The organism is Arthrobacter sp. B0316-1-20 (genome assembly GCF_059091865.1).
In genome coordinates, this window is record NZ_JBNHHC010000001.1 from 312,638 (window position 1) to 336,123 (window position 23,486).

The 23,486-nt window shown below is 67.9% G+C and carries 23 protein-coding genes; 13 read left to right on the forward strand and 10 right to left on the reverse strand.

All coding sequences use genetic code 11. The features are described from left to right. The first annotated feature begins 1 nt into the window (after position 1). Both AC5RW2_RS01445 and AC5RW2_RS01450 read left to right on the forward strand, forming a co-directional pair. Positions 2-1,543 carry an APC family permease gene (locus AC5RW2_RS01445; protein ID WP_494073531.1) on the forward strand — a complete coding sequence of 514 codons (1,542 nt, stop codon included), beginning with the start codon at positions 2-4 and terminating at the stop codon, positions 1,541-1,543. A gap of 198 nt (positions 1,544-1,741) precedes the next feature. Beyond that, positions 1,742-2,647, forward strand: coding sequence for a macrolide 2'-phosphotransferase (locus AC5RW2_RS01450; RefSeq protein ID WP_494073532.1), 906 nt, complete (start codon positions 1,742-1,744; stop codon positions 2,645-2,647). Between the two features lie 93 nt (positions 2,648-2,740). Here the strand turns inward: AC5RW2_RS01450 and AC5RW2_RS01455 are convergent, their stop codons facing one another. From AC5RW2_RS01455 to AC5RW2_RS01465, 3 genes are all read right to left on the reverse strand, one after another. Then, complete coding sequence (locus tag AC5RW2_RS01455) at positions 2,741-3,409, reverse strand: hypothetical protein (protein ID WP_494073533.1); 669 nt, start codon at positions 3,407-3,409, stop codon at positions 2,741-2,743. Continuing rightward, on the reverse strand, positions 3,390-3,911 hold the full coding sequence (locus tag AC5RW2_RS01460; RefSeq protein WP_494073534.1) for a MarR family winged helix-turn-helix transcriptional regulator: 522 nt from the start codon (positions 3,909-3,911) through the stop codon (positions 3,390-3,392). Before AC5RW2_RS01460 ends, AC5RW2_RS01455 begins: the two co-directional genes overlap by 20 nt. 136 nt (positions 3,912-4,047) lie before the next feature. Then, positions 4,048-4,809, reverse strand: coding sequence for a DUF1353 domain-containing protein (locus tag AC5RW2_RS01465; protein WP_494073535.1), 762 nt, complete (start codon positions 4,807-4,809; stop codon positions 4,048-4,050). Positions 4,810-4,945: 136 nt separating this feature from the next. Here AC5RW2_RS01465 and AC5RW2_RS01470 point away from each other — a divergent pair, with 136 nt between their 5' ends. Continuing rightward, the gene (locus tag AC5RW2_RS01470) at positions 4,946-6,232 is read left to right on the forward strand and encodes a hypothetical protein (protein ID WP_494073536.1); all 1,287 of its coding nucleotides are present in this window, start codon (positions 4,946-4,948) and stop codon (positions 6,230-6,232) included. A gap of 93 nt (positions 6,233-6,325) precedes the next feature. On the opposite strand, the gene AC5RW2_RS01475 is transcribed toward AC5RW2_RS01470, so the two are convergent. Then, on the reverse strand, positions 6,326-6,883 hold the full coding sequence (locus AC5RW2_RS01475) for a histidine phosphatase family protein (RefSeq protein WP_494073537.1): 558 nt from the start codon (positions 6,881-6,883) through the stop codon (positions 6,326-6,328). Positions 6,884-7,149: 266 nt separating this feature from the next. On the opposite strand from AC5RW2_RS01475, the gene AC5RW2_RS01480 reads away from it, so the two are divergent. From AC5RW2_RS01480 to AC5RW2_RS01490, 3 genes are all read left to right on the forward strand, one after another. Then, positions 7,150-8,352, forward strand: a complete 1,203-nt coding sequence (locus AC5RW2_RS01480) for a P-loop NTPase family protein (RefSeq protein WP_494073538.1) — start codon at positions 7,150-7,152, stop codon at positions 8,350-8,352. A gap of 2 nt (positions 8,353-8,354) precedes the next feature. Beyond that, a complete protein-coding gene (locus AC5RW2_RS01485) occupies positions 8,355-10,139 on the forward strand; it encodes an ABC transporter transmembrane domain-containing protein (protein ID WP_494073539.1) in 1,785 nt (594 codons plus the stop codon). Positions 10,140-10,354: 215 nt separating this feature from the next. Continuing rightward, positions 10,355-10,495 carry a hypothetical protein gene (locus tag AC5RW2_RS01490; RefSeq protein ID WP_494001544.1) on the forward strand — a complete coding sequence of 47 codons (141 nt, stop codon included), beginning with the start codon at positions 10,355-10,357 and terminating at the stop codon, positions 10,493-10,495. 53 nt (positions 10,496-10,548) lie between these two features. On the opposite strand, the gene AC5RW2_RS01495 is transcribed toward AC5RW2_RS01490, so the two are convergent. The 4 genes from AC5RW2_RS01495 to AC5RW2_RS01510 form a co-directional block, all read right to left on the reverse strand. Further along, the gene (locus AC5RW2_RS01495; protein ID WP_494073540.1) at positions 10,549-14,010 is read right to left on the reverse strand and encodes a DEAD/DEAH box helicase; all 3,462 of its coding nucleotides are present in this window, start codon (positions 14,008-14,010) and stop codon (positions 10,549-10,551) included. Positions 14,011-14,120: 110 nt separating this feature from the next. Further along, positions 14,121-14,549, reverse strand: coding sequence for a hypothetical protein (locus tag AC5RW2_RS01500; RefSeq protein ID WP_494014448.1), 429 nt, complete (start codon positions 14,547-14,549; stop codon positions 14,121-14,123). Between the two features lie 181 nt (positions 14,550-14,730). Then, positions 14,731-15,147, reverse strand: a complete 417-nt coding sequence (locus AC5RW2_RS01505; RefSeq protein ID WP_494073541.1) for a hypothetical protein — start codon at positions 15,145-15,147, stop codon at positions 14,731-14,733. A 58-nt stretch (positions 15,148-15,205) separates the two neighbouring features. Further along, entirely contained in the window at positions 15,206-16,375 is a 1,170-nt protein-coding gene (locus AC5RW2_RS01510) for a glycosyltransferase family 4 protein (RefSeq protein ID WP_494073542.1), read from the reverse strand. 101 nt (positions 16,376-16,476) lie between these two features. On the opposite strand from AC5RW2_RS01510, the gene AC5RW2_RS01515 reads away from it, so the two are divergent. Both AC5RW2_RS01515 and AC5RW2_RS01520 read left to right on the forward strand, forming a co-directional pair. Then, positions 16,477-17,223: a sulfite exporter TauE/SafE family protein gene (locus AC5RW2_RS01515; RefSeq protein ID WP_494001874.1), complete on the forward strand. Its 747-nt coding sequence runs from the start codon at positions 16,477-16,479 to the stop codon at positions 17,221-17,223. Between the two features lie 109 nt (positions 17,224-17,332). Next, positions 17,333-17,461 (forward strand): hypothetical protein, encoded by a 129-nt coding sequence (locus AC5RW2_RS01520; RefSeq protein ID WP_493978854.1) that lies wholly within the window; start codon positions 17,333-17,335, stop codon positions 17,459-17,461. A 354-nt stretch (positions 17,462-17,815) separates the two neighbouring features. Here AC5RW2_RS01520 and AC5RW2_RS01525 read toward each other — a convergent pair whose 3' ends face one another. Further along, on the reverse strand, positions 17,816-18,397 hold the full coding sequence (locus AC5RW2_RS01525) for a dihydrofolate reductase family protein (protein WP_494073543.1): 582 nt from the start codon (positions 18,395-18,397) through the stop codon (positions 17,816-17,818). A 216-nt stretch (positions 18,398-18,613) separates the two neighbouring features. Between AC5RW2_RS01525 and AC5RW2_RS01530 the strand changes: the two genes are divergently transcribed. After that, a complete protein-coding gene (locus AC5RW2_RS01530; RefSeq protein WP_494001538.1) occupies positions 18,614-19,915 on the forward strand; it encodes a cell division protein PerM in 1,302 nt (433 codons plus the stop codon). A gap of 1 nt (position 19,916) precedes the next feature. Here the strand turns inward: AC5RW2_RS01530 and AC5RW2_RS01535 are convergent, their stop codons facing one another. Further along, on the reverse strand, positions 19,917-20,327 hold the full coding sequence (locus tag AC5RW2_RS01535) for a hypothetical protein (RefSeq protein WP_494001537.1): 411 nt from the start codon (positions 20,325-20,327) through the stop codon (positions 19,917-19,919). Positions 20,328-20,368: 41 nt separating this feature from the next. Here AC5RW2_RS01535 and purN point away from each other — a divergent pair, with 41 nt between their 5' ends. The 4 genes from purN to AC5RW2_RS01555 all read left to right on the forward strand — a co-directional run bounded on the left by purN (position 20,369) and on the right by AC5RW2_RS01555 (position 23,453). After that, complete coding sequence (gene purN / locus AC5RW2_RS01540) at positions 20,369-20,926, forward strand: phosphoribosylglycinamide formyltransferase (protein ID WP_494014443.1); 558 nt, start codon at positions 20,369-20,371, stop codon at positions 20,924-20,926. A 211-nt stretch (positions 20,927-21,137) separates the two neighbouring features. Continuing rightward, positions 21,138-21,803: a DUF6318 family protein gene (locus AC5RW2_RS01545; RefSeq protein ID WP_494073544.1), complete on the forward strand. Its 666-nt coding sequence runs from the start codon at positions 21,138-21,140 to the stop codon at positions 21,801-21,803. Positions 21,804-22,215: 412 nt separating this feature from the next. Continuing rightward, entirely contained in the window at positions 22,216-22,710 is a 495-nt protein-coding gene (locus AC5RW2_RS01550; RefSeq protein WP_494014441.1) for a hypothetical protein, read from the forward strand. A gap of 149 nt (positions 22,711-22,859) precedes the next feature. Continuing rightward, the gene (locus AC5RW2_RS01555; RefSeq protein WP_494014440.1) at positions 22,860-23,453 is read left to right on the forward strand and encodes a DUF6318 family protein; all 594 of its coding nucleotides are present in this window, start codon (positions 22,860-22,862) and stop codon (positions 23,451-23,453) included. The last annotated feature ends 33 nt before the right edge of the window (positions 23,454-23,486 follow it).

Sequence of the window (23,486 nt, forward strand, 5' to 3'; positions counted from 1 at the left end):
CATGACCACTACCATCACCAAGCCCGGGCGCACCGGAGGCGGACTGAGCCGGAAGGGCCTGAAATCCGGTTCGGTCGGCCTGCTCGGCGCCGTCGTCATCGGCGTCTCCTGCATTGCCCCGGCGTACACGCTGACCGGGGCGCTCGGCCCCACCATCGCCGAGGTCGGCGTGCACCTGCCGGCGATTTTCCTGGTGGGCTTCATTCCGATGCTGCTGGTGGCCCTCGGCTACCGGGAGCTGAACAATGCCATGCCGGATTCCGGCACGTCCTTCACCTGGGCCACCCGTGCCTTCGGTCCCTGGGTGGGCTGGATGGGCGGCTGGGGGCTGATCGCGGCGACGGTGATCGTGCTCTCCAACCTGGCGGCGGTGGCGGTCGACTTCTTCTACTTGATGCTCGCCCAGCTCACCGGCAACGCAGCGCTCGCCGACCTGACCAACAACCTGCCACTGAACATCGCCACCACCTGGATCTTCATCGGACTGGCCTGCTGGATCTCGTACCGGGGCATGGAAACCACCAAGACCTTCCAGTACGTGCTGGTGGCGTTCCAGGTGGTGGTGCTCGTCTGGTTCGCCGTGGCCGCCTTCGGCCACGTGGCGGGAGGCACCGCGTTCGACGCGCTGGAGATCTCGGCCGACTGGTTCAACCCGTTCGGCGTCGAATCCTTCTCGGCCTTCGCCGCCGGCATCTCGCTGTCCATCTTCATCTTCTGGGGCTGGGACGTCACCCTCACCATGAACGAGGAGACGAAGGACCCGGAGAAGACGCCGGGCCGTGCCGCCGCGGCAACCATCATGGTCATCGTCGTGATCTACATGACCGTGGCACTGGCCGTGCTGGCCTACGCCGGCGTGGGCACCGAAGGCCTGGGCGCCGGCAACCCGGAGAACCAGGAGAGCATCTTCGCCACGCTCGCCGGTCCGGTGATGGGACCGTTCGCCATCCTGATGTCCCTGGCCGTGCTGAGCAGTTCGGCCGCGTCGCTGCAGTCCACCTTCGTCTCGCCCGCCCGGACCATGCTCGCCATGGGCCACTACCGGGCGCTGCCGGCCGGTTACGCCACGATCAGCCCGAGGTACAAGTCGCCCAGCTACGCCACCGTCGCGGCCGCGGTGGCGGCCGGCGGCTTTTACACCGTCACCCGGATCATGTCCGAGAACGCGCTGTGGGACACCATCACCGCGCTGGGCATGATGATCTGCTTCTACTACGGCGTCACCGCCCTGGCGTGCGTCTGGTACTTCCGGGCCGATGGCTTCGCCTCGCTACGCGGCTTCGGGCTCAAGTTCCTGGCGCCGCTGCTGGGAGGGGTCATCCTGCTGGTGATGTTCGTGCAGACGGCCGTGGACTCGATGGATCCTGCCTACGGTTCCGGTTCTTCGATCGGCGGCCTGGGCCTGGTATTTGTGCTCGGCTGCGGCGTGATCCTGCTCGGGGCGGTGCTGATGGTGCTCATGTACCGGCGCAACCCGGAGTTCTTCCGCGGCGCCACCCTGCGCCAGGGAGTGGCAGCGGACGACGTGGCGGACCGCGGCTGACCGAAGAGGACGGCCGTCCTCCGGGAACCGTCGACGGCGGTGCCTCCCCACGCGGGGCGGGGCACCGCCGTCGTGCTTGCCGCAGTGATGGCGGCGGTACGGCGGGGGCATTAAGGGCCGGGCAGGCGCCGTGGCGGGCTGGCATGGCCTCCGCGCGGGCTTGTGGCTACAGTGGCACACAGCCGACCGGAGGTACCCATGAGCGCAGCGCACGACTACACGCCGGACTCCGTCGCCGACCTCGCCGCACAAAACGGGCTGGCCATCGATCCACGCTCCATCCGGTTCAACGAAGCAGGGCTGGACTACCTGGTGGCCTATGCCACCGCCCATGACGGCAAGAGGTGGGTGCTCAGGATCCCGCGGCGGCCTGACGTCGCATCGAAGATGGCCGACGAGGCCAGCATCCTGAACCTGGTCAAGAACAGGATTTCCGCCGCGGTGCCGGACTGGCGGATCCGGAACCGTGGCCTGATCGCCTACCCCGAACTGCCGGGCGAGCCGGGCCTGACGCTCGAGGACGGGGAGCCCGTCTGGCACTTCGACCGTGAGTCTCCCGCCTACTGCGCGTCGTTGGGACGGCTGATCGCCCAGCTGCAGCGCATCAGCGCGGACGAGGCGCGGCAGGCCGGCATCCCGGCTTTGACGGCTGCCGAGGTCCGTCAAGAGATGCGAACCAACCTGGACAAGGTGAGATCGGAGTTCCGGGTGGCGGCGGACCTGCTGCGACGGTGGGACGCCTGGCTGGGCGACGACAGCTATTGGCCGGACTTCACCGCTTTCAGCCACGGTGAGCTGTACCCGGCCCACCTGCTGCTGGACGAGAACGCCGAGATCCGGTCGGTGCTGGACTGGACGAGCGCCAGGGTGGGGGATCCGGCCCTGGACTTCAGCCTGCACTACATGATGTCCACCCCCGAGGCCTTCGAATTGACCGTGCGGACCTTCCGGGAAGCGGGCGGCCGGGTGCCGCAGCGGCTGGCCGAGCACTGTGCTGAACTGGTTTCGGCCGGTCCGATCAACTACGGGTTGTACGCCATGGCCACCGGCGACCCGGACCTCCAGGCGGCGGCCGCCGCCCAGCTGGATCCGTCCCGGGGCTGACCGGCAACCGCGAAGCTCCGCCCGGGCAGCGGGCGGCGTTTGGCAAGAATAATGGCCGGCGCCCCTGACGCCGGCCATTGGATGGTGGGGCCGCTACTTCCGGCGGCCTTTGCCCTTCTTGAGCGGGTTGCCCTTGGCCAGCGGCGGGGCGGTGCAGGCCGATCCCGTCGCTGGGTCTGCCGCCCGGTTTTCGGCGACGGCAGGCTTTTCCCCGCCCGGTGCCGGGGCGCCGGGCATGGCTTCGGCTTGCGCCGTGGGGGCAGCGAGTGCGTAGACCGGCCGCGCATCGGCGTCGGTGCGTGCGGCCTCAAGCTGCAGTCGGGGAGCCGCGGACGGCAGCGCAGCGAAGGCGCTGCCGGCCGCCGGCGCCGTGGCGCTCCGTGCCAGGCTGCCGGACGCGGCCGGAACCGGCCCGATGTCGTCGGCATGCTCGAACAGAACCTCGGTGAACCTGTCGGCGTAGCCCAACCGCTTGACGATCAGCCAGACGGAGGCGCCGACGATGACCATCGTGGCGATCACGGCGATCCCGGTGCCGTAGATCCGCAGCAACGCGTTCACGGGGGAGAGGGCGTGGACGGGGGCGGTGTCCAGCAGCCAGACGATGGACCAGAACACGGCCGTACCGGCCAGGGTCAGCAGCGGGAACAGCAAACCGGCGGTACGTACTTTCTGGGTCAGCAGCTGCCGGGTTGCGGTCAACCGTGTAGAAAGCGTATGCAGATCGTGTTTGCCACCTTGCTCAAGAGCCTTCGATGACATCGCCGGTCGTGTTCCTTTCTGAGTCGTTTCGGGTGGACGCTTCACCGCGCAGCAGTTGCTCGGCGAAGCGGGTAAAGAATTGGGCAAAAGCTTCGCGGTCTTCGTCGGACCAATCCGCCAGGATTTCATCGACGACGGCCGCGCCGGCCTTGCCGATGTTCCGGTGCATCCGCCGTCCGGCCGTGGACGCCGTCACCAGGGTGGCCCGGCCGTCGTCCGGATCGGACTGTTTGTCCACCAGCCCTTTGTCCTCCAGGCGGCGGACCTGCGGGGTCATGGTGGATTTGTCCACGCCCTGCTGCGAGGCCAGTTCCGAGACCCGGACGGGGCCGTTGTCGTCGATGTACTCGAGCAAGGCCACGTCGGTGGGCGTCAGGCCAACCTCGCGCGGGTCGAACAGCTGTTTTCGCGTCTCCGCATGGGATGCCCAGCGCACCACTTGAGCCACGGCGTCACGGATCATGACGCCCGGATCGGGCTGTTTGCGGGAGTTGGCGGGCATGCCTCAAGTTTAGCCGTTTCCGTTTGGTTTTGCCAATCAAACCAAACCGGCGCTTTCGGGGGGCTGGCCGGCACCGGTTCCGGGCGGGGAAGCCGGCCCAAGGAGCGCGCCCGGGAGCCCGGAATACCGCCGGGGCTCACGGTTGAGTTGTCCGCGCCAAGGGTCCGACGACGGGTGGCGGATCGGGCCGCTTTGCGAAGGGTTTGCCCGCTGCCCACCACGCCGTTTCGCAGACCCAGAGCAGCAGGGCCCCGGCGGCGGCTGCGGCCAGCACGGGCGAGAACAACGCGAACGCCGGAGCCAGGACGGCGACCACCGCCCAGTCGCGGCTCCAAGCCAAACAGAGGGCGCCGGTCAGGAGGACAGCCGCGGCCAGGGGCACCAGGCCGGCGCCGGTTGCCGCGAGCACGGCGCCAGCCAGCAGCCCGACGGCACCTGCCCCGACGGACGCCGTCAGCAGCCGGCCGCGGGCACCGGCATACTGAAGGTAAGCCTGGACCGTCACGACCGCCCACATCAGCCGGGCACGCAAGGCCGCCACCCCGGTGTCCAGCAGTGCGCGGCGGAATTCCTCGTCGTAGATGCGGCGCAGTTGCAGCCCCTGCTCGCCCGGCATGCTGGAACACATCGTCGTGCGCTGGTCGTGCAGCAGGGCCGGAGCGGTCTGCCGTCCGTAGCTGGCGATGAGTCCCCACATCCAGGTGGGCACCGACGCCAGGTCGGTGGAATTGTGCTCGAGCCCGGCGGAGAGATCGTGCGCCTCGACCCGGACCACGGGGGAGGTTGTTTCCGCCCGGTAGAAAATCGGCGCCGCGAGCTGGAAGCATCTCTTGGTGCGCTGGACCAGGGGAATGGCCGTCAGCGGTTCGGTGGCGGAGGGGTCCTGGTAAAACGGCATGCGGCCAGTCTTACATCCGGGGCGGACGTTCCGCACGGGTCCTCTGCGGAATGCGCGGCCTGTGAGCCGATACGCGCCGCGGCCGCGGGCCCGCCCGGTGGTACCTTCGCGGCGGCGGTCGTGGCACACTCGTGCCATGAGCCCTGTGAGCCGCAAGCGCAAGCCGAAAAAGCTGAAGAACAGCCGGTTCGGTGGCCGGCAGGGCGGGCCGGCCGGCGATCCGCTGCTGGAGCTCTACCGCGAGTTGGAACGGCCGTTCGCCGACACACTGGACTCGCCCAGCCCCATCGACGCCCATTCCCTGGCCGGTTACCTGCTGGACCTGTGGGACACGGCCGACGCATCCGGCCAACAGCGCCGTCATGAGTTGTTTTACGCCTGGCTGGATTTGGCCGAGGACCGAACCGGCCCCGGGACCGTGCCGATGCTGCGCGCGCTGGCCTTCCTGATCGATCGTCCGGACATGCGCCGCGACGCCGAAACCCTGGCCGACCGGCTGGTGGCCGACGGGTTCACCGAGCCGGAATGGGCCAAGCATCCGGTGGCCGTGACGGCCCTGCACCGTTATGCGGACGTCTTCGGCGACGAAGCCAATATGCTCTTCGAATTCACCACCGGCATTGAGAAGGTGGGGCTGCTGGCACTGCTGGACGGCAACATCTTCGGCGGCACGGTGATGGAAACCGGGCTCGTGGACGATCCGGCCGCCGCGCTCAAAGACCTGAACGCGGACGCCCAGGAAGCCGGGCTGGTGCTCGACGCGGACGCAGACCTGACCGGCGCCGCGCTGGACGCCTGGGAAGGACTGGATGCCTCGACGGAGCTGCCGGAGCACATGGTGGACGAGGACTTCGGTGCGCGCCGCTGGGTGGCCCAGGCGTGGCTGCGGACGATCATCGAGCTCGCGGACGACACCGAGGACGAGAGCGAAGACTGGCTCTCCGACGAGGACTATGCCGAGCTCGACGACGCCGAGGCGGGGGCAGGGGCAGTGGCGGGGACAACTGTGGCGGGCACCGGGGCCGAGGCCGCCGACGCGCCCGCCGCCGGCGCGCTGCCGTCCGGCGGCGGCGAACCAGGGCCTGTCCGGGAAGAAGAACTTGAGGCGCTCCGCCAGGAGGAAATCGAGGAGACGGCCGCCCGCTATGTGCGGGAGACCGGGCGCGATTCGCCCGCCGAACGCGCCATGCTGAACCTGGTTCTCGGCTACGGCTGGGACTACGACGGCGGACGCCTCACCCGGGTGAGCCCGGTCAAGCTGGATCTGATCAGCGAAACCGTGCTGGCCGAAGGGGGACTGGAGCCGGTTGACCCGGGCGAGGTGACCGCCTTCCTGCACCGCTGGGTGGACTGGTGCGCACCGCGGGAGGAACTGTCCGCGCATGCGGCGGCCGTCCTGCACCGGCACCTGGACGGGAGCTAGGAACCTGGCCGCTCCACGGCAGCTGGTGGCCCGCCCCCATCACCCGTTCGGCCCCGTCACCGTTTGGCGGCCGGAACCCGAGCACCGGTCCGGTCAGAAGCGCGCGGCGGCCAGTTGGTCCGGGTCCGCCCGGTAGCCGAGCACCAGGTCGGGATCCAATCGCACGGTCTCACCGTTGGCGATGTAGCCCCGCGGCGTGCCGTGGAGGAGATTCAGCGTGAGCCGCAGGATCGTGCCGTGGGCCACCACGATGATGTTGCGGCCCGGGTAGGTGCGGAGCACTTCCTGCAGGCCGGCGACGCCGCGCGCGGCCACCTCGCGTTCGGGCTCGGCCTGCCGCATGAGCGCGTCGATCTCCGGCCGTTCCAGGCCGCGCAGCACGGTGCCTTCGATTCCGCGGTAGTCGCGCTCCGAGAGGTCCGGCGCCGTTTCCGCCAACTCCAGTCCCACCCGGCTGCCGATAAGGCGGGCGGTCTCCATCGCGCGGCCCAACGGCGAGGACACGAGGACGTTCCAATCGCTCTCGGCGAGCCAGCCGCCGGCGTCCAGCGCCTGCCGTCTGCCCACGCTGTTGAGCGGCACATCCGTATGCCCCTGCAGCCGGCCCTCAGCGTTCCAGTCGGTCTGCCCGTGACGTACCAGTGCCAGCACTTTTCCCCTTTTTTGCCCGGTGGATGGGACGGCTCCCACAGTGACTTGTCCCCTGATCAACCATAGCCCGGCGGCGGTGAGCGCCGGCTCGGATGCGGCTTCCGGAAGCTGGGGGACTTTCAGGCGCGGTGGACTGAACGGCGCGGGGAGCGCGGGTGACGGCAGGGTAAACGGTTCATGAGAAAGCCCTCATGCGGCTGTCATGTTCGTTTCATTGCGGATGTGTTGACTCATTCCTGACGGACCCAACAACCAAGGAGCAGGCCATGACCATCACAGATTTCCCCGCAGGCACCGCTGGAACAACAGGACTCGAAGCACTAGGAACCCCTGCAGCACCGGCGGCCGGCGCGGCGGCGGAGGTTTTCTCCGTTGCCGCATCGGCCGTCGGTGCGGCCGAGGAGCTTTTCGGCCCGGCGGCCGCTCCGGTGGACCCGCAGCGGCTGCGCCGGGCCAAGAAGGCGTACACCACCCGGTTCCTGGCCGAGCGCCTCTGCCTCGACGCCACCGGCTACCAATTGCTCCAGGCCGCCCCGGCCGCCGGCGACGTGGTGCTGGCCCGGGTGGTCGAGATCGGCAAGCACACCCGCTTGGAGAGCCCGGCCTCACGGCGGCAGGCAATGTTCGTCGGCGACGAGATCCTGGTGGCCTACGGCAACCGGTACGCGCCGGACCAGTTCCTGGCGGTGGTACCCGCCGACCTGTCCGAATGCTCGCTGGTGGCCGGCGGCGGACTGGCGGCGCGGGTGCTGGAACAGCACGCCGGCATCGACAGGGCCACCCGCATCCAGCCCATCGGCCTGCTGGCACGGGACGGGCGCGCGGTCAACCTGGCCGACCTGGCGCCGCACTCGATCGGCGCCGGCACCGCACTGCCGGGACGGCCGCCGGTCATTGCCGTGCTCGGCACGTCCATGAACTCCGGCAAGTCCACCACGCTTGGCTGCCTGGTCAAGGGCCTGACCGCGGCCGGCCTGCACGTGTCCGCGGGAAAGGCCACCGGCACCGGCGCCGGCAACGACCCGCTGCTGTTCGCCGATGCCGGAGCCGCGAAAGTGCTCGACTTCACCGACTTCGGCTTCCCGACCACCTACCTGCTGGACTACGAGCGCGTGCGCGGCCTGCTCACCAGCCTGATCGACGCGCTGACCACTTCCGAGACCGACGTGGTGGTGGTGGAAATTGCCGACGGCGTCTATCAGGGCGAAACGGCCCGGCTGCTGGCCGACCCGGTCTTCCATGCCGCCGTGGACCACGTGGTGTTCTCCGCGGCCGACGCCCTGGGCGCCACCGCCGGCGTGGCCGTCCTGCGCGACGCCGGCGTCAGCGTGCCCGCCGTCTCCGGCCTGCTGACCGCCTCGCCGCTGGCCGCCCGGGAAGCAGCCGGCGTCATTGATGCCCCGGTGATCAACACCTACGACCTGTGCGACCCGGCGACGGCCCTGCAGCTGCTGCCGGAGCGGAGGTAACAGTGGCGGCCCGGGGGGCCAAGGCCGCGCCGGCCGCACGGAATCGGGCGGACTCACCGCGGGAAGATCCGCCGCCTGCCGGCGGGCGGCTGCCCCAACTGCTGCGCGGCCGGCGCCGCTGGCTGATGGCGGCCCTGCTGGGGACCGGCCTGCTGATGGCCGCGGCCGCCGGGGCGAGCGCGCTGCTGATGACCCGGCTGCTCAGCGGCAACGCGCCGGATGCTGCCGGCATCTTGCCGCCCGCCCTCGGCCTGGCTGCAGCGGCGCTGGGGCTGGGCGGCCTACGGGCCCTCGAGCGCGTCCTGGCCGAGCAGCTCGGGCAGGACTACATCCACGAGATCCGCAAGGGACTGGTGGCCTCCGCCCTGGCCACCGACCGCGGACCGTCGCCGGGGGTGACCATCGCGCGCAGTACCAACGACCTCTCCAGCGTCCGGAACTGGATCGCGCTGGGCATCGCGCCGCTGGCGGTCGGCATCCCGCTGATCGCGGGAACCACCGTGGCGCTGTGGTTCCTGTCCCCGGTGCTGGCGTTCGCCGTCGTCGTTCCCCTGGTACTGCTGACCGCCGGCCTCGCACTGCTGTCCCGGCCGGCGTTCCGGCGCGCCGGCGCCTTGCGCCGACACCGGGGGCGGCTTGCCGCCCGGCTCGCCGACACGGTGATTGCCGCCGGCACCATCCGTGCCGCCGGCGGCGAGGACCGGGAGGTCAGGCAGATCGACAAGGCCGGGCGGAAGGTGGTGGACGCCGCCGTGCACCGCGCCGCCGCCGCCGGTTACATCCGCGGGGCGGCGGCCGCAGCCGCCTCGCTCGCCGGCGCCGCCGTGGCCGCGGTCGGAACCTGGCAGGCGGTGCCCACGGCCAGCATCGCCGCCGGGCTGACCATCGTGGGGATGATCTCCGCGCCCGTCACGGACCTGGGTCGGGTGGTGGAATACCGGCAGAACTTCCGGGCCGCGCGGCGCATTCTCGGTCCGGCCCTCGCGGTGGCCGCTGCGGCGCGGGATGCCCGAAGGCGGCGCCCGGCAGCCCGGTCCAGAACCAGTGAGGGGGCCGCGGCCGGGACGGCAGCGTCCGGCGCAGCGGCGGAGGCAACCGTCCCGGCGGGTTCCCCCGCCGGCGGGGCCGTGCTGGTGGACGGCCTGGCCGCCTGCCGGAACTGCCCGGTGCCGCCCTTGTCCGCCGGCCCTGGCGCGCGGATCCGCATTCGCACCGCCGATCCGGCGGCCGGGAGCAGGGCCCTGGAGACACTGGTCGGGATCCGCAGCGACCCGCACGCGGTGGCCATGGTGGGCGGCCGGCACCTGCTGGAAAGCGGCAGCCGCATTCGCCGGAAGTTGGTGGGCTACGCCGCCGCGGGCATGTACGTGGAGCGCGGCTCGATCGCCCGCAGCGTGCGGTATCGCCGGCCCGACCTCCCGCCGGAGGACGGATCGGCGGCCCTGGAACGCGTCGGCCTCGCCGGCCGGATCGGGCAACTGGAGCGGCGCGAGGAGACCCAGCTCAAGCGCGGCGGCGAACCGTTGACCACCTCCGAGCTGGCCCGGCTGATGCTGGCGAGGGCCTCGCTGGGCGATCCGCCGCTGCTGGTCCTGAACCGGCTCGACGCCGATCTGGACCGGCAGGGGATCGACATGCTGGCGGAGTTCATCCGGGACTACCCGGGAGTGGTGGTGTTCGCCTCCGACCATCCGGACGCGCTCGGCGTGGAGTACACGGACTGGAACATCGACTGCGCCCACGCGGGCCTGGACCTGGTCTGGCGCCGGCATGCCGGAGGCAAGTGACTGCCCGGGGGAGGAAACGCCTTGCGGGAACACCCGGCGCTCGGTGGCCCCGCCTCCATGGGAAGGGCCGGGCCGGCGTGAGCCGGCGGCGCGTACCCGGCTGGCCCGGCGCGTGGTGGGAAGGGCGCGGCTGGCGCCGCACCCGGCGGCGGGCGTGAGCGGAAGCACCACGCCGCATCCCGCGGTGCCCGGGCGGGCGAGGATATCTTTAGTCCGTGGTCAAAGTTGTGGGAATCATTCAGCCGGTGGAAACCAAGGAGTTGTCGGCCGAGGGTGACACGTATGCCGAAGCCAAGGCCGCGATCGAAGCGCAGGTGCCCGAAGGCTGGCGGCTGCTGCAAATCAAGACGCAGTAGGCGCTGAGGCACTCAAGAAGCAGCAGGTGTGCTGAGGTGCTGCCGGGTGCCGGCTACTCGCCGAACAGCCCGCGGATGTCGGTGGCAGTGAGTTTGGAGGAGAACATCGCATCATCTTCGAGCACCGAGGCGATCAGTTTGGCCTTGCGTTCCTTCAGGGCCATGACCTTCTCTTCGATCGTCCCGCGGGCCACCATCCGGTAGACCATGACGTTCTTGGTCTGGCCGATCCGGTGCGTGCGGTCCACTGCCTGTGCCTCGGTGGCCGGGTTCCACCAGGGGTCCAGCAGGAAACAGTAGTCGGCCTCGGTGAGGTTCAGGCCGAAGCCGCCGGCCTTGAGGCTGATCAGGAACACCGGCGCGTTGCCGTTCTTGAACGTGTCGATGACGTCGGCGCGGCGGCGGGTGGAGCCGTCCAGATAGCAGTACTCGATGCCGGCCGCGTCCAACTGCTGGGCGGTCTTCTTCAGGTAGCTGGTGAACTGGCTGAAGATCAGCGCCCGATGCCCCTCACCGAGGACGTCTTCGAGTTGCTCGAACAGGACGCCCAGCTTGCTGGAGGGGACCGACGAGTATTTCGGATCCACCAGCGAGGGATCCAGGCTCAGGAGCCGCAACAGGGTCAGCGACTGGAAGATCGTGAACCGGTTCTTGTCCATGTCCTCGACCAGCCGCAGCACCTTCTGCCGCTCGCGCTGCAGGTGCGTGTCGTAGATCCGCCGGTGCTTGGGCGTCAGCTCCACCTCCAGGATCTGCTCCTGCTTCTCGGGCAGGTCGTCGGCCACGGCCTCCTTGCTGCGGCGCATCATCAGCGGTTTGATCCGGTGGCGCAGTTTCTGCAGCAGCTCCTTGTCCTGGCTGCGTTCGATCGGCCGCTGGTACTGGTCCACAAACCGGACCGCGGACGGGAAGAGGCCGGGCGCGACGATGGAGAAGATGGACCAGAGCTCCATGAGGTTGTTCTCCATGGGCGTGCCGGTGATCGCCATCTTGAAGGGCGCGTGCAGATCGCGGGCGCACTGATGGACCTTGGTGGCGCGGTTCTTGACGAACTGGGCTTCATCCAGGATCAGCCCGGCCCAGTCCATCTCCTTGTAGGTGTCGAAATCCAGCCGGAACAGCGTGTAGGACGTGACGATGACGTCGGTGTCCGCCGCGATCTCGGACAGCGGCCGGCCGCGGCCCTGGGTGTCGGTGATGCTCTCGACCCGGAGGTCGGGGGCGAAGCGCCGGCTCTCGTTGACCCAGTTGGACACCACCGAGGTGGGTGCCACGACCAGGAACGGCCGGGCGGTGGCCGGGTCGCCCTGCTGTTTGGCATGCAGCAGCAGGGCCAGGGTCTGCAGCGTCTTGCCCAGTCCCATGTCGTCCGCCAGCACGCCGCCCAACCGGTGCCGCCAGAGGAAGGCGAGCCAGTTGAAGCCTTCGGCCTGGTAGGGGCGGAGGTCGGCGTGCAGGCCGGCCGGCAGCGGGGTCTGCTCGACTGTTTCCAGTTCCAGCAGCCCCTGCACCGATTCGCGCCAGGTACGCGCCTGCACCGTTTCGGTGGCCACTTCCTCCAGGTCCTCCCAGAGGGACGCCTGGTAGCGGCTGATCTGCAGCTGTTCGCCCGATTCCCGGTCCTGCATGTGGCGGGCTTCGTCCACGAGCTGGCGGAGCCGGTCGAAGACCGGCTGCTCCAGCGACAGGTAGGACTTGTCCACCAGCAACAGCCGCGTCTGGCCGCGGGCCAGGGCCTTGAAGATGTTCCCGAACGGGACGGTGCGGCCGGCCACGCGGACCATGACGCCCAGGTCGAACCAGTCGCTCTCGTCGGTCTCCACCGTGCTGATGGTCAGCTCGGGTGCCTCGGTGAGTTCCTGGTAGTCGGGCTTGTCGCCGACAATATCCACGCGCACGCCGTCGAGCTGTTCGAGCGCCGGCAGCGCGTAGCGGGTGAAATCCACGGTGGCCATGTCCCGGAGGGTGCGCGCCGCCGTCGTGCCCACGCCCGGCACCGCCTCGGCCGCCTCCAGCAGGTCCTGCTCGGCCGACAGATCGCGGTAGTGGCTGCCGTCGGGCTGCTCGTCGACCGGCAGGCGCAGCGGCTTGTCCCCGTGGCGGTACTCGAGGTGCCAGCCGAGCTGCAGCACGTTGCCTTTTCGGTAGGAGGCGGTCAGCACGAGCTCCGGGGGGACGATCTCCGGGAAGCTCACCGAACCGTCGCTGCTGACGACGTCGATGCGCTGGCTGAGCACGGGGTAGTAGCGCTCCATGAATTGCTCGACGTCGGCGGCCGGCACCTTCAGGGGGGTGCCGGAGAGCAGCAGGTTCGCTTCCTGGTCGGTCACCGGATGCCCGGTCGGGGCCAGCGTGATGACGGTCTGTCCGTCGACGGCGTAGTGGTAGACGCCGTGCGTGCCGACGATGCCCGCCGTCCCGGTGGGCAGTTCCCGCCCGTCGATCCGCAGCGACGGCGTGAGGACCAGGTCGCCGGTCGCGGGGCCGGTCTCCCCGCCGGTCTCCGGGGTGGGGGCTTCCGCCGCGGCTTCGGCCGCGGGGGCTTCCGCGGCGGCTTCCGGAGTGGCGGCGTCAGCGTAAGCGTCGGCCGGGCCGTCGCGGTGGGCGTCCAGGCCGATCACGGCCTGTTCCCGGACCTCGACGACGGTGTCGGCCTTGGCGCCGATCAGGGCGATGCCCAGCCGCTTGGCCTCGGCGAAGAGTTCCCACAAGAGCGGGCTGCTGAACTCGTCGAGGAAGAGCCAGTCGTTGTCTTCGCCGAAGTAGGTGAGGCCGGTGGCCCGGTGCAGCGGTGCAAACTGGCTGAACCAGCGGTGCTGTTCGGGGTCCAGCGGCAGGCCGTAGGTCTTGTAGCTGATGGTGTTCCAGCGCAGCTTGCTGCGGATCCATCGCCCGGTCTCGTTCTGCAGCACGGGACGGACCCCGACGCGCAGCCGGTTCCCGGCCTTGCGCGTCCAGTTCGGGCCCGGCGCGGAGGCCTGCGGCAGGGAGAGGCCCGAGGGCCGGTACTGGCGGTCCTGCCGCCGTCCGGGTTCCAGGAGGTCGAACTGCAGTCCGAGCGGAGACGTACTTTTCGCCTTGGCCTTTGACGGCTTGCCGGTATCCTGCCGGGCGGGGTCCGGCGTTCCGCCGATCAGCCCCTCCAACGAGTCCTGCCAGCCGGCCGGTGCCGGTTCCGGCTCGCGCGCGAAGCCCTGGCTGGAGATGAGGTGCTGGCTGTTGCTGGCCAAGAGCACCGCGGCCACGTGCTTGCAGTCGTCGCCCACCGGGCAACTGCAGGAGGACGATGCCGGGCGCCACTGCCCGCTCTTGCCGGTTTCCAGGTAAATCCGGCAGCGGTACGGCAGGGCGGCGGTGCCAATGACCTTGGCGGTCAGCAGCCGGACGGAGGGGTCCCATACGGGTTCTGCAACGGAGCCGTCGGAGGCGTAGATCTTGCCGCGCGCAAAGGCGGCGCCGCCCACCAGCCGGATGATTTCGCTGACGTCAACCAGCGGAAAAGTGAGAGCGGCCATGGCTTCCATCATCTCACGCTGAAACCGGCGTCCGGCACCTGCCGCTGGCGCTGGGGACGGGGAGGACGACGCCGGAGGGGACGCTCCGCCGTCGTCCTGCGCCGCGGAAGTTACAGGGTGGTGAGGACCTTCGGCTTCTTGTCCTTGGTGTCCAGGATCAGCGCCAGCGCGATGCCGAGCAGCCAGACGTCCTTGGCCACGGGGGTGCCCTCGGAGCTGGGGCGGACGCCGCCTTCGGTGGTCATGTGGGGGGTGTTGAAGTACATGGCCAGCAGCGAACCGGAGAATGCGGCCAGCCCCAGGCCGGCCAGCCGGCTGGGCACGAACGGCAGCAGCAGGGCGGCGCCGAGGGCGGTCTCGCCGTACGCGAGCAGCTTGCCGAACTTCTCGGGTTCCATTTCTTTTAACTGGGGGATCGCGCGGCTGCCCATTTCCTGCATCGCCGCGGCACTGTCTCGGTCCAGGTTCCGCTTGCCCAGACCGGAGTTGAGGATGAACGCGCCGGTGGAAAGGCGCAGGGGAATATGGCTCAGTTTCATCGGGACTGTCCTTCTCCGGTAGGTGGCTGTCATGTTCGAGCCTACGGTCCCGCCGCAGTGTCCGCTAGGGTCCCGACGCAGGGTCCGCCAAGGCGGGAGCGGGCTCTTGGAGGGAAGCTTGCCGGGCACGGTTCTCGCGGCCTGCACCGGCTTCCGCGCCGTTGTCCCTGGCCGGCGCTGCCTACTTCTTGGCGGCCCGGACCACGCGGGCCAGGGCCCGCCCGGTGATCCAGACCAGGGGGATCAGCACGGTGAACAACGCAACCGTGTTTGGCCGGAACGTGGCGGGTCCGGTGCCGTTGCCGATGTAGGCGCCGAGCGGAACGGCCATCCCGCCGCCGCCTCCGCCGGCAGCTCCCCCGGAGCCGCCACCGCCGAATCCGTACTGGACCATGGCCACGGGCACCACGGTGTCGCCGCCCACCTGCAGCGGCTCTCCGTAGGTCCGGGCGACACCCAGGGACTTGAACTGCTCGGCCAGCCGCTCCGGCACGGACTGCCCGGCCGAAGCGCGCTGCTCCTGTCCGGTCGGCACGCGCTGCTCCTGTCGCAGGGAGGAGCCACTGTCGGGCGGGACGGAACCGGTTTCTGTTGGCATGGCCACATCCTAGTCGAGGCAGGGAGGGGGTCCACCGGTCCGGGCCGGGCTGAAGCTTTCACCCGGTGAGAAAGCCGAGCACGCCGCGGGCTTCGAGGTTAAGGGCGCGGCGCTTGACCCGGATGGCCAGCCGGTAATAGTCCACCAGCTGCTCGCAGAGCACCGGCCAGGTGCGGCCCTGCACCGAGTCGAAGGCGGCCCTGCCCAGCGCGCGGCGCTTGGTGTCGTCGCCCACCAAATCCTGGACGTACCCGCGCAGCTGGTCCAGCCTCCCGGGCTGATAGATCCAGCCGGTCCGCGAGGGATCGACCAGGTCCACCGGGCCGCCGCGGCCCACCGCGACGACGGGCACGCCGCTGGCCATGGCCTCCTGGATGGTTTGGCAGAACGTTTCGGATTCGCCGGGGTGGACAAAGAGGTCGAAGGAAGCCACATGCCGGGCCAGGTCTTCGCCGCCCTGGAAACCGGCGAAGTGGGCGCCGGGCAACCTCTCCTGCAGCTCCTCCTTCAGCGGACCCGAGCCGACCACCACCAGCCGCGTGCCGGGGAGATCGGCCAGCACGGCCAGGTCCTCCACCTGCTTTTCCGCCGCCAGGCGGCCCACATAGCCGATGATCCGTTCGCCGCGCGGCGCCACGGACGCCCGCCAGCCGGCGTCGTGCTTATCCGGATGGAAACGGCTGGTGTCCACGCCGCGGCGCCACAGGTGGACGCGGATGCCGCGGCCGCGCAACTGCTCCATGGCGAACGACGACGGCGCCAGGGTCAGGGTGGAGGCCTTGTGAATGTTCTCCACCCGCTGCCACAGCAGCTCCTGCAGCCAGGGCGCGCCGTAGCGGGCCGCGTAGGCGGGCACCTCGGTCTGGTAGACCGAGACCGTGGGCAGGCCGAGCTGCTGGGCGGCCTGTACCGCACGCCAGCCCAGGATGAAGGGCGACGCCACGTGGACCACGTCCGGACCGAAGTCCGCCAGCACCCGGCGGAGGCGAGCCACGGTTCCGGCCGCCACCCGCACGTTGGGATAACCGTGCAGCGGAATGGACGGCAGGCGGTGGACAGAGTAGCCCTCCACCGTGGCCGGGGCGGTGTCCTCCAGCCAGGACGACGCCGGTGCGATCACCAGAACGTCGTCGCCGCGGCGGCGCAGGTGGGCGATGACCTGCAACAGCGACTGGGTGACCCCGTTCATGTGCGGAAGGAATGATTCGGCAACGATAGCTATCCTCACACCGCCCAGCCTGCCCGCGGCCGGCGGCCGGCAGGCAAGCACGTGTGATCGTGTCGGTGAACGGCTGCCTAACTCCACTCTGGGAGGGTGGTCGGGTGACCATGGGACTCCTGGCGCTGATCACCGGCGCAATCTTCTTCGGTTCGGTGGCCCAGCGCATCGCGGGCATCGGGTTCGCGCTGCTGGTCGCGCCGATCCTGGCGATCCTGCTCGGGCCGCACGAGGGCATCATGATGATCAACATCTGCGCCGTCGTCTCCTGCGGGCTGATCGTGCCCCGGGTCTGGCAGGAGATTGACTGGAACCTGCTGCTGTGGTTGTCCGTCCCGGCCGCCGCCGGCACGGTTTTGGGTTCCTGGTTAGCGGTGCAGGTCACGCCTGCTGTGCTCTCCGCCGTGGTGGGCGGGGTGGTGATGGCGGGGCTGGCCGTGGCGGTGGTGTTGGGCCGTGCCGAAGTCACCGTTTCCGGGCAGCTGCCCAAGGTGCTCGCGGGTTTCGGCTCCGGGCTGACCAACGCGCTCGCCGGCGTGGGTGGCCCCACCGTCAGCGCGTACGCCATTCTGTCCCACTGGCCGCCGCGCCGGTTCGCTGCGACGCTGCAGCCATTCTTCCTGCAGCTGTGCATCATCACCGTGGGCGCGAAGCTGGCGGTGGACCCGGGCAGCGTGCCGCAGTTGGACTGGTGGATGTGGGCGGTGATTGTGCTTTCGATCATCATGGGCATCGTTGCCGGCGAACGGCTCGGACGGCGGCTGCGGGACGAGCACGCCAGGACCGCAGTAGTCGTGCTTGCCTTTCTGGGAGCTGCGGGTGCATTGGCCAAGGGGCTGGCGGACTTGATGGCCTGAATCCGGGCCTTTTCCGGTATTCCGGGGAGCAGGAATAGGGGGCTGGCTTTATTTCCCAAAGCGGGTATGGTCTTTAGCAAGACATCCCGCTTGAGAAAGAGGAGCACGAATGTCAGGTAAAACGCCGTCACGCGAGAGTGCCAAGAAACAAGGCAGAAGCATCAAAGAAAAGCGTGCCGAAAAGCGCGAAAAGGCGGTCCTGGAGAACGAAACCGTTCCCAAGCGGCGCAAGCGCTAACACACCGGTAACCTACACCGTCCCTCAAATCGACAGCCATTGCGGTGCTGCGGTCTAGAGGCGTACGGAATGCCGATGCCGAAAGAATCGTTGAAACACGGTTCTTGCAGACTGGCGGAGCCACGGAAAGAGTCCGCGGAATTTGGTTTCCTGCGTTGAATTTTCGTTGAGCAAATATCCGCCTGCGGGGCGGCCGGATTGATGTCAATGTCATCCGGCCGCCCATTCCATTGTTGAGCCCGACTCTCGAAGCAGTATGAGTTTCCCGGACAAAGCGGGCCGTTCCGAGTTGCGGTGGGGGAGAGCGGCGCGCCGGTGGGAGCGTGGCTGCGGGGTGAGAGGCGTTGAGGCCCATCAGCGGCGCACTTGATAGCGCACGTGAAGCACCCGGTTGCCCTGAATCACTACGTCGGGATCCTCCAGCAGGTGCTGTGCGTGGACCGACCCGAAGTAGCGCTTGCCGGACCCGAACACGACGGGTACGACGTCCATGCGAACCTCGTCGACCAGGCCCGCGGCAAGCATCTGGCCACCGACGTCACCGGCGGCGACCTCGACGACGCGGTTTCCTGCAAGCTCTTGCGCCTTGACCATGGCTGCCTCGACACCGTCGACGAAGTGAAACGGCGCCTCGGGGTCCCAGCCCTCGGGCTCCGGCCGGTGCGTCACGACGACCACGTGGTCGACCCCGCTCGGAGGCTTCCCGTCCCAGCCGTCCGTCAGGTCGAAGACGTGGCGGCCGACCAGCGTCACCCCGATCTGGTCCCAGTACGGCCGGGTGTAGTCGTAGGACGTCTGCGACACCTTTAACTCGCCACTCTCGTCCAACGGGACGTCGCCGTTGGACAACCAGTCGAACAGCGGTCCGGGCTGGTCATCCTCGTCCGCGACGAAGCCATCCACCGACACCGAGCTGTACATGACCACCTTGCCCACGGGGCTCTCCTCTGCTTCGGGGTGCCCCACACTAGCGTCTCGTGAGCTGGTGCTCCAGCAACAAGCGCGGGAAACTGCAGCGACTCGAACCCGCTGCCAAAGCCCAGCCCGGCACCCGCTGCGTCGGCAGGGTCCGCTCGAGCGCGCCGTGTGCCAATTGCCACGGCACCGAGTCGCTGAACGGACAGGGGCAGCCGGGCTGGCACGATAGAAGCAATGAAACTCACGTCGCGACCGGAAGGCCAGGCCGGACTGCCGATGCCCCTGTGGCTGCAGGGTGTCTTCGAGTTCTTTCAGTGCGCCCTGCTCTCGGCCATCCTGGTGCTGCTGCCGCTGGTAGGTGTGTGGTTCGCGGACGGCTTCGACGACCGCAGCTTCGATTCGCTGGCGCGGCTCGGAGGCCAGGCATGGCTGCTGATCCACGGCGTCCCGCTGGAACTGGCCATCCAGACCGGCTCCAGTTCGGCGGAAACCCTGCGCGGCACGTTATCTCTTGTGCCGCTGGGACTCATGCTCGTTCCGTTCTTCCTCTCCTGGCGCGCCGGACGGCGCCTGGCGAGGGCCTCGTACACCGACCAACTGTGGCAGGCGCTGGGCGGCGCGCTGGGAACGTACGCGGCGGCGGGAGCCGCAACCGCCTACATGGTGCGCACCGACGAAGTGGATATTTCCACTGTGGCCGGCGCGCTCATCCCGCTGCTGCCCGCCGGTGCTGGGCTGATCGTCGGCGCGTACCGGGAGGCTGGATCGTGGGGGCGCTTGATCGGCGTGGATGCCGCAGCCTGGGTCGCCCGCACCAGCCAGCACTCACGCTGGGCGGGATCTTACGTTTGGGCGGCGGTCCGCGCGGGGCTGCTGGCGGTGACGGCCGCGGTGTCACTCTCGGCTTTGCTGCTCGCCGTGGATCTCGGCCTGCACTGGGCCGAAATCGTTGAGATTTACGAACAGCTCGGCGCGGGCATTATCGGCGGCGCAGTGCTCACGGTGGCGCAGCTTGGGCTGGTCCCGAACCTCGTGGTGTGGACGCTGGCATGGTCCTCGGGGGCCGGCTTTGCTATCGGCTCGGGCAGTTCAATCGGTCCGCTGGCCACCACGGTGGGCCCGATGCCCGCGTTCCCGGTGCTGGGGGCGCTGCCGACGGGGGAGCTGTCCTATGGCCTCGCGGCCCTGGCCTTGCCCGTGCTTGCGGGGGTGCTGGCCGGATGGTGGTTCCTGCGCGAGGGCGAGAACCATTTCGACGAGTGGCTCTCCATCAAGATCCAAGCCCGCTGGTTCACCGCATCCGGCTCCACCGTGGTCCTGGGCCTGTTCGTCGGTGCTGTCGCCGGGGCCGCGACCGCCGGCTTGGTGTGGCTGTCCAACGGTTCGCTGGGGATCGGACGGTTGACGGAGATCGGACCCGATCCGATCTCGACCGCCCTCTGGGTGGCGGGCGAAGTCGCCGTCGGCACGATGCTGGGCTATGCGGTGGCCCCTTGGCTGGAGCGCGAGCCGGCCAAGTCCCGCAGCCGGAAGTAACCTACGGCCTCAGCAGATCGTTCAGGTTCAGCAACTCGTCTTCGTAGGCGGCCAGGCATTCTTCGCGGGCTGACTGCGTAACGGCCATCTGGTTGCAGGCCTCGAACTCGGCCGTCAGCGGCCAGAAAAGCACTTGCGCCAGCGTGGTCAGCAGGAAGAAGCCGCCAGCACCGACACCCAGTACATAGGTGAGCCGGAGCGATCCCGGCAGGCCGGCGCGCACCGCTTTGACGAGTCCGATCACGGCCACCACGATGCTGGCCACGGCAAGCGCGGGAGCCACGGCCTTCCAGGGGAGCGGGAGCGCCGTCGCCAGGAACGTGGAAGCCAGTAGCAGCAGCAGCACACGGATGAAAAGCCCCGCCGACTTGGTCTGTTCCTCGGTCGGCGCCGGGCGCGTGTTCTGCAACATGGGTTTAAGCCTAGGCGAGAGGGACGCATAAAGTTGCTTCCATGCGCATTGTGGTCCTCGTTTCCGGCTCCGGCACCAATCTTCAGGCCGTCATCGACGCTATCGGCGACGGCCGCCTGAACGCCGAGATCGTGGCCGTGGGCAGCGACGTGCCCGGCTGCCGCGGCCTGGAACGTGCCGCCGCTGCGGGCATTGAGACGTTCAGCGTGGCTCCCGGAGACTTCGCCGCCCGGCCGGAATGGAACCGGGCGTTGGAAGAAGCCACCGCCGCCTTCCAACCGGACGTGGTGCTGCTGGCAGGGTTCATGCGCATCCTCGACGCCGTATTTGTTGCCCGCTTCGAGGGCCGGCTGCTCAATACCCATCCGGCGCTGTTGCCCTCGTTCCCCGGCGCCCACGGCGTGCGCGATGCCCTTGCCCACGGGGTCAAGATCACCGGCGTGACAGTGCATCTGGTCGATTCCGGGGTCGATACGGGACCCATTCTCGCCCAGGCCGCGGTGCCGGTGCTCGACGACGACACTGAAGAATCCCTCCACGAACGGATCAAGGTTGAGGAACGCCAACTTCTGGTGCAAACCCTCGCCAACTTTGCCTAGCCTCGACCGAACAACGACGTCGATGTCTCGTCGGGGTGCTCCGGCTCGCTCTTCCTTCCCAACACCGAGAATAGGGAGAGCGTTGTCAAGGGACGGCTGACGTTTCGACCTGCCGCAGACCCAAACCTGTGGAAAACCTCCGCATCCGCGGAGGCGTCTGGCTAGACTGGCACGCACCTAGCGTCTAGCCGACCAGCACCGGGGGGTCTGAGTGAGCCAGCAGCTACCACTCTCAGCAGGAACGCAGGCTGCCCGAGTCCTTGCCCCGCTCCTCGCAGCGGCTGCCCTCGCCCTATCAGGCTGTACCGGCTCTGCCGGGGCCGAGCCCTCCGCTCCGTCCCAACCCGCCACATCGACGGCAGCCAGTGAGACTCCGCCGCCAGTTCCAACCCCGTCAGCCGCGCCGGCCTACAAACCTGCAACCGAGGAAGGCCCCGCGGAAAATGTGCCAGTGCCAAAACTCCCGAAAGCCGCCTCGGAGAAGTCGAAAAAGGGACTTACCGCCTTCGGTAAGCACTGGCTCGACGTTGTTTCGTACGCATACGAATCAGGAGACGTCATACCGTTGGATACCATTAGTGGTGAGCGGTGCACCATATGTCAACAAGTAGTGACAACCGTTGACGATTGGATGTCAGACGGACATTGGATTGACGGTGGAAAAGTGGAACTGCTGACGTCTCAGACTACCTTTCAGGAGACAGTGGATGAGAGGTATCAAATAGTTCTGCACTTTTCACAGGAAGAGTTGGATTTCTATCGTCCTGACGGAACTTTGAACAATTCCACTGAATCACATGACTCGCTGTTGATGATGGAAGCGACCTATTCAAGTGGCGCGTGGACTGCTGAAGTCGTTGAACTGATGGCCAGCTAGTGAGATGCCTGATTTTCGAGGAGACGCAGCCAGGACAATAGGTGCGCTGTTTGCCGCATTGATAGGCCTGATGGTTTTAGGGGACACTGTATGGGCGGATCGCAAAGATGGAGTTGGGCTGGGTAGTGGTGGTGCTCAAGCGTCGTCGTGGTATTTCCACCCAGGCATGGGTGTGTGGTCAAGCGAGAATTACGCGTCATCTACTGACCCATTTGCTTACCAGTTTCGGCCTCTGTGTTTAGAAGACAAAGCCCACATCTCACCTGGATGCGTGGCTCGTACCGCGCGCTGCACAGAAGGTGACCAGCCCCAACTTGTGCAATGGTACCGAGGCCTTCGAGGAACCGACACAAGTGACTGGGTCGCATTCGGTGGCAATGTTTGTGTGTATGCGGATGAGCCTGCGGACATCATGGAAGAAATCGCGGGGCAAATCCAGCATCAGTTTGAGCAACGGCCGGTGATAGCTGGGGAGGTCTTACTCCAACCGAATGAGCACACACTGAGAGGAGCTAACACAAATATCTACGCTGTGGCCCAGGAGCAGATCTTTGAACTCAATATGCTCGGACAAGAAGTTGTTATCAGGGTTGAGCCCGTGGGCTATGCATGGACTTACGGGGACGGGAGCGGGTTTGGCCCGGTCACAACTCCAGGCGGACCGGTGCCGCTCGAGCGTTGGGGCGAGCAGACGGCGACGAGCCACATCTACCAACAGACGGGGGACTTTCAGATCCTCCTGACTACTACTTTCAGGGGTTATTACTCTGTGAATGGCGGCCAAGAGATCCCAATTCCCAACACTGCTGATTTCCGTTCAGCACCTGTTGCAATCAGCGTCTGGCGTTCAGTGGTCAATAACTACGCAGATAATTGCCTGGAGAATCCCGAGGGTGCGGGCTGTTAGCCAGGAGCCAATTACGTGTTGTGACATGCAGCACTTGAAGCAGTTTTTTCAGAATATGCGGCCGACCCGCGGATAGGGTATGTGACGGTGCTGACGCCACCGAGACGAGCGGCAGTCGGCCCTCGCATACCGTTATTCCAGGGGAGAGCATGAAGAAGTTGATGATGTCCGGCGCCGTGATGGCCGTGGCGGCGATTGCGCTTGTCGGCTGTGGCAGCGAGGCCGGTACCGACAAGCCAGCCGACAGCAACAAACCGGTAGCAGCTACCACCGAAGCGCCGGCGCAGAATGTGCGGACTCCGGAGAAGAACGACCGGATGGCCGAGGATTCGGCCGAAGGCCTGGCCTCCTTCACGTACTACTACTTTGACGCCAAGAATTACGCGGTCCAGACCGGTGATGCAGATCTGATGCGTGAAGTTGCCGCGGATTGCACAGGCTGCATGGCAGAAGCTGACGCCCTCGAGGCTGTTTACGCGGACGGCGGCTGGATTGCCGGCGGCCAGCCGAAGGCGCTGAACGTCGTGGCGTTGGCTAAGGCCAAGGACGACGAAGGCAACCTGAGCGCAGTCGTTCCGTTCATGGAAGATGCCCGTACCACCCTGGACAAGGACGGCCAGACCGTCGAGACCAAGGAATGGGATTCGGACGGAACCACTCTGACAGTGACTGCCAACTACGCCGACGGCGCGTGGTCGATGGTGTCTGTCGAAGAGACGCCGGACGCCGAGATCCCGGAGTAAACCCCGGTCGGCTCCTAGCCACGTGCGCCCTTC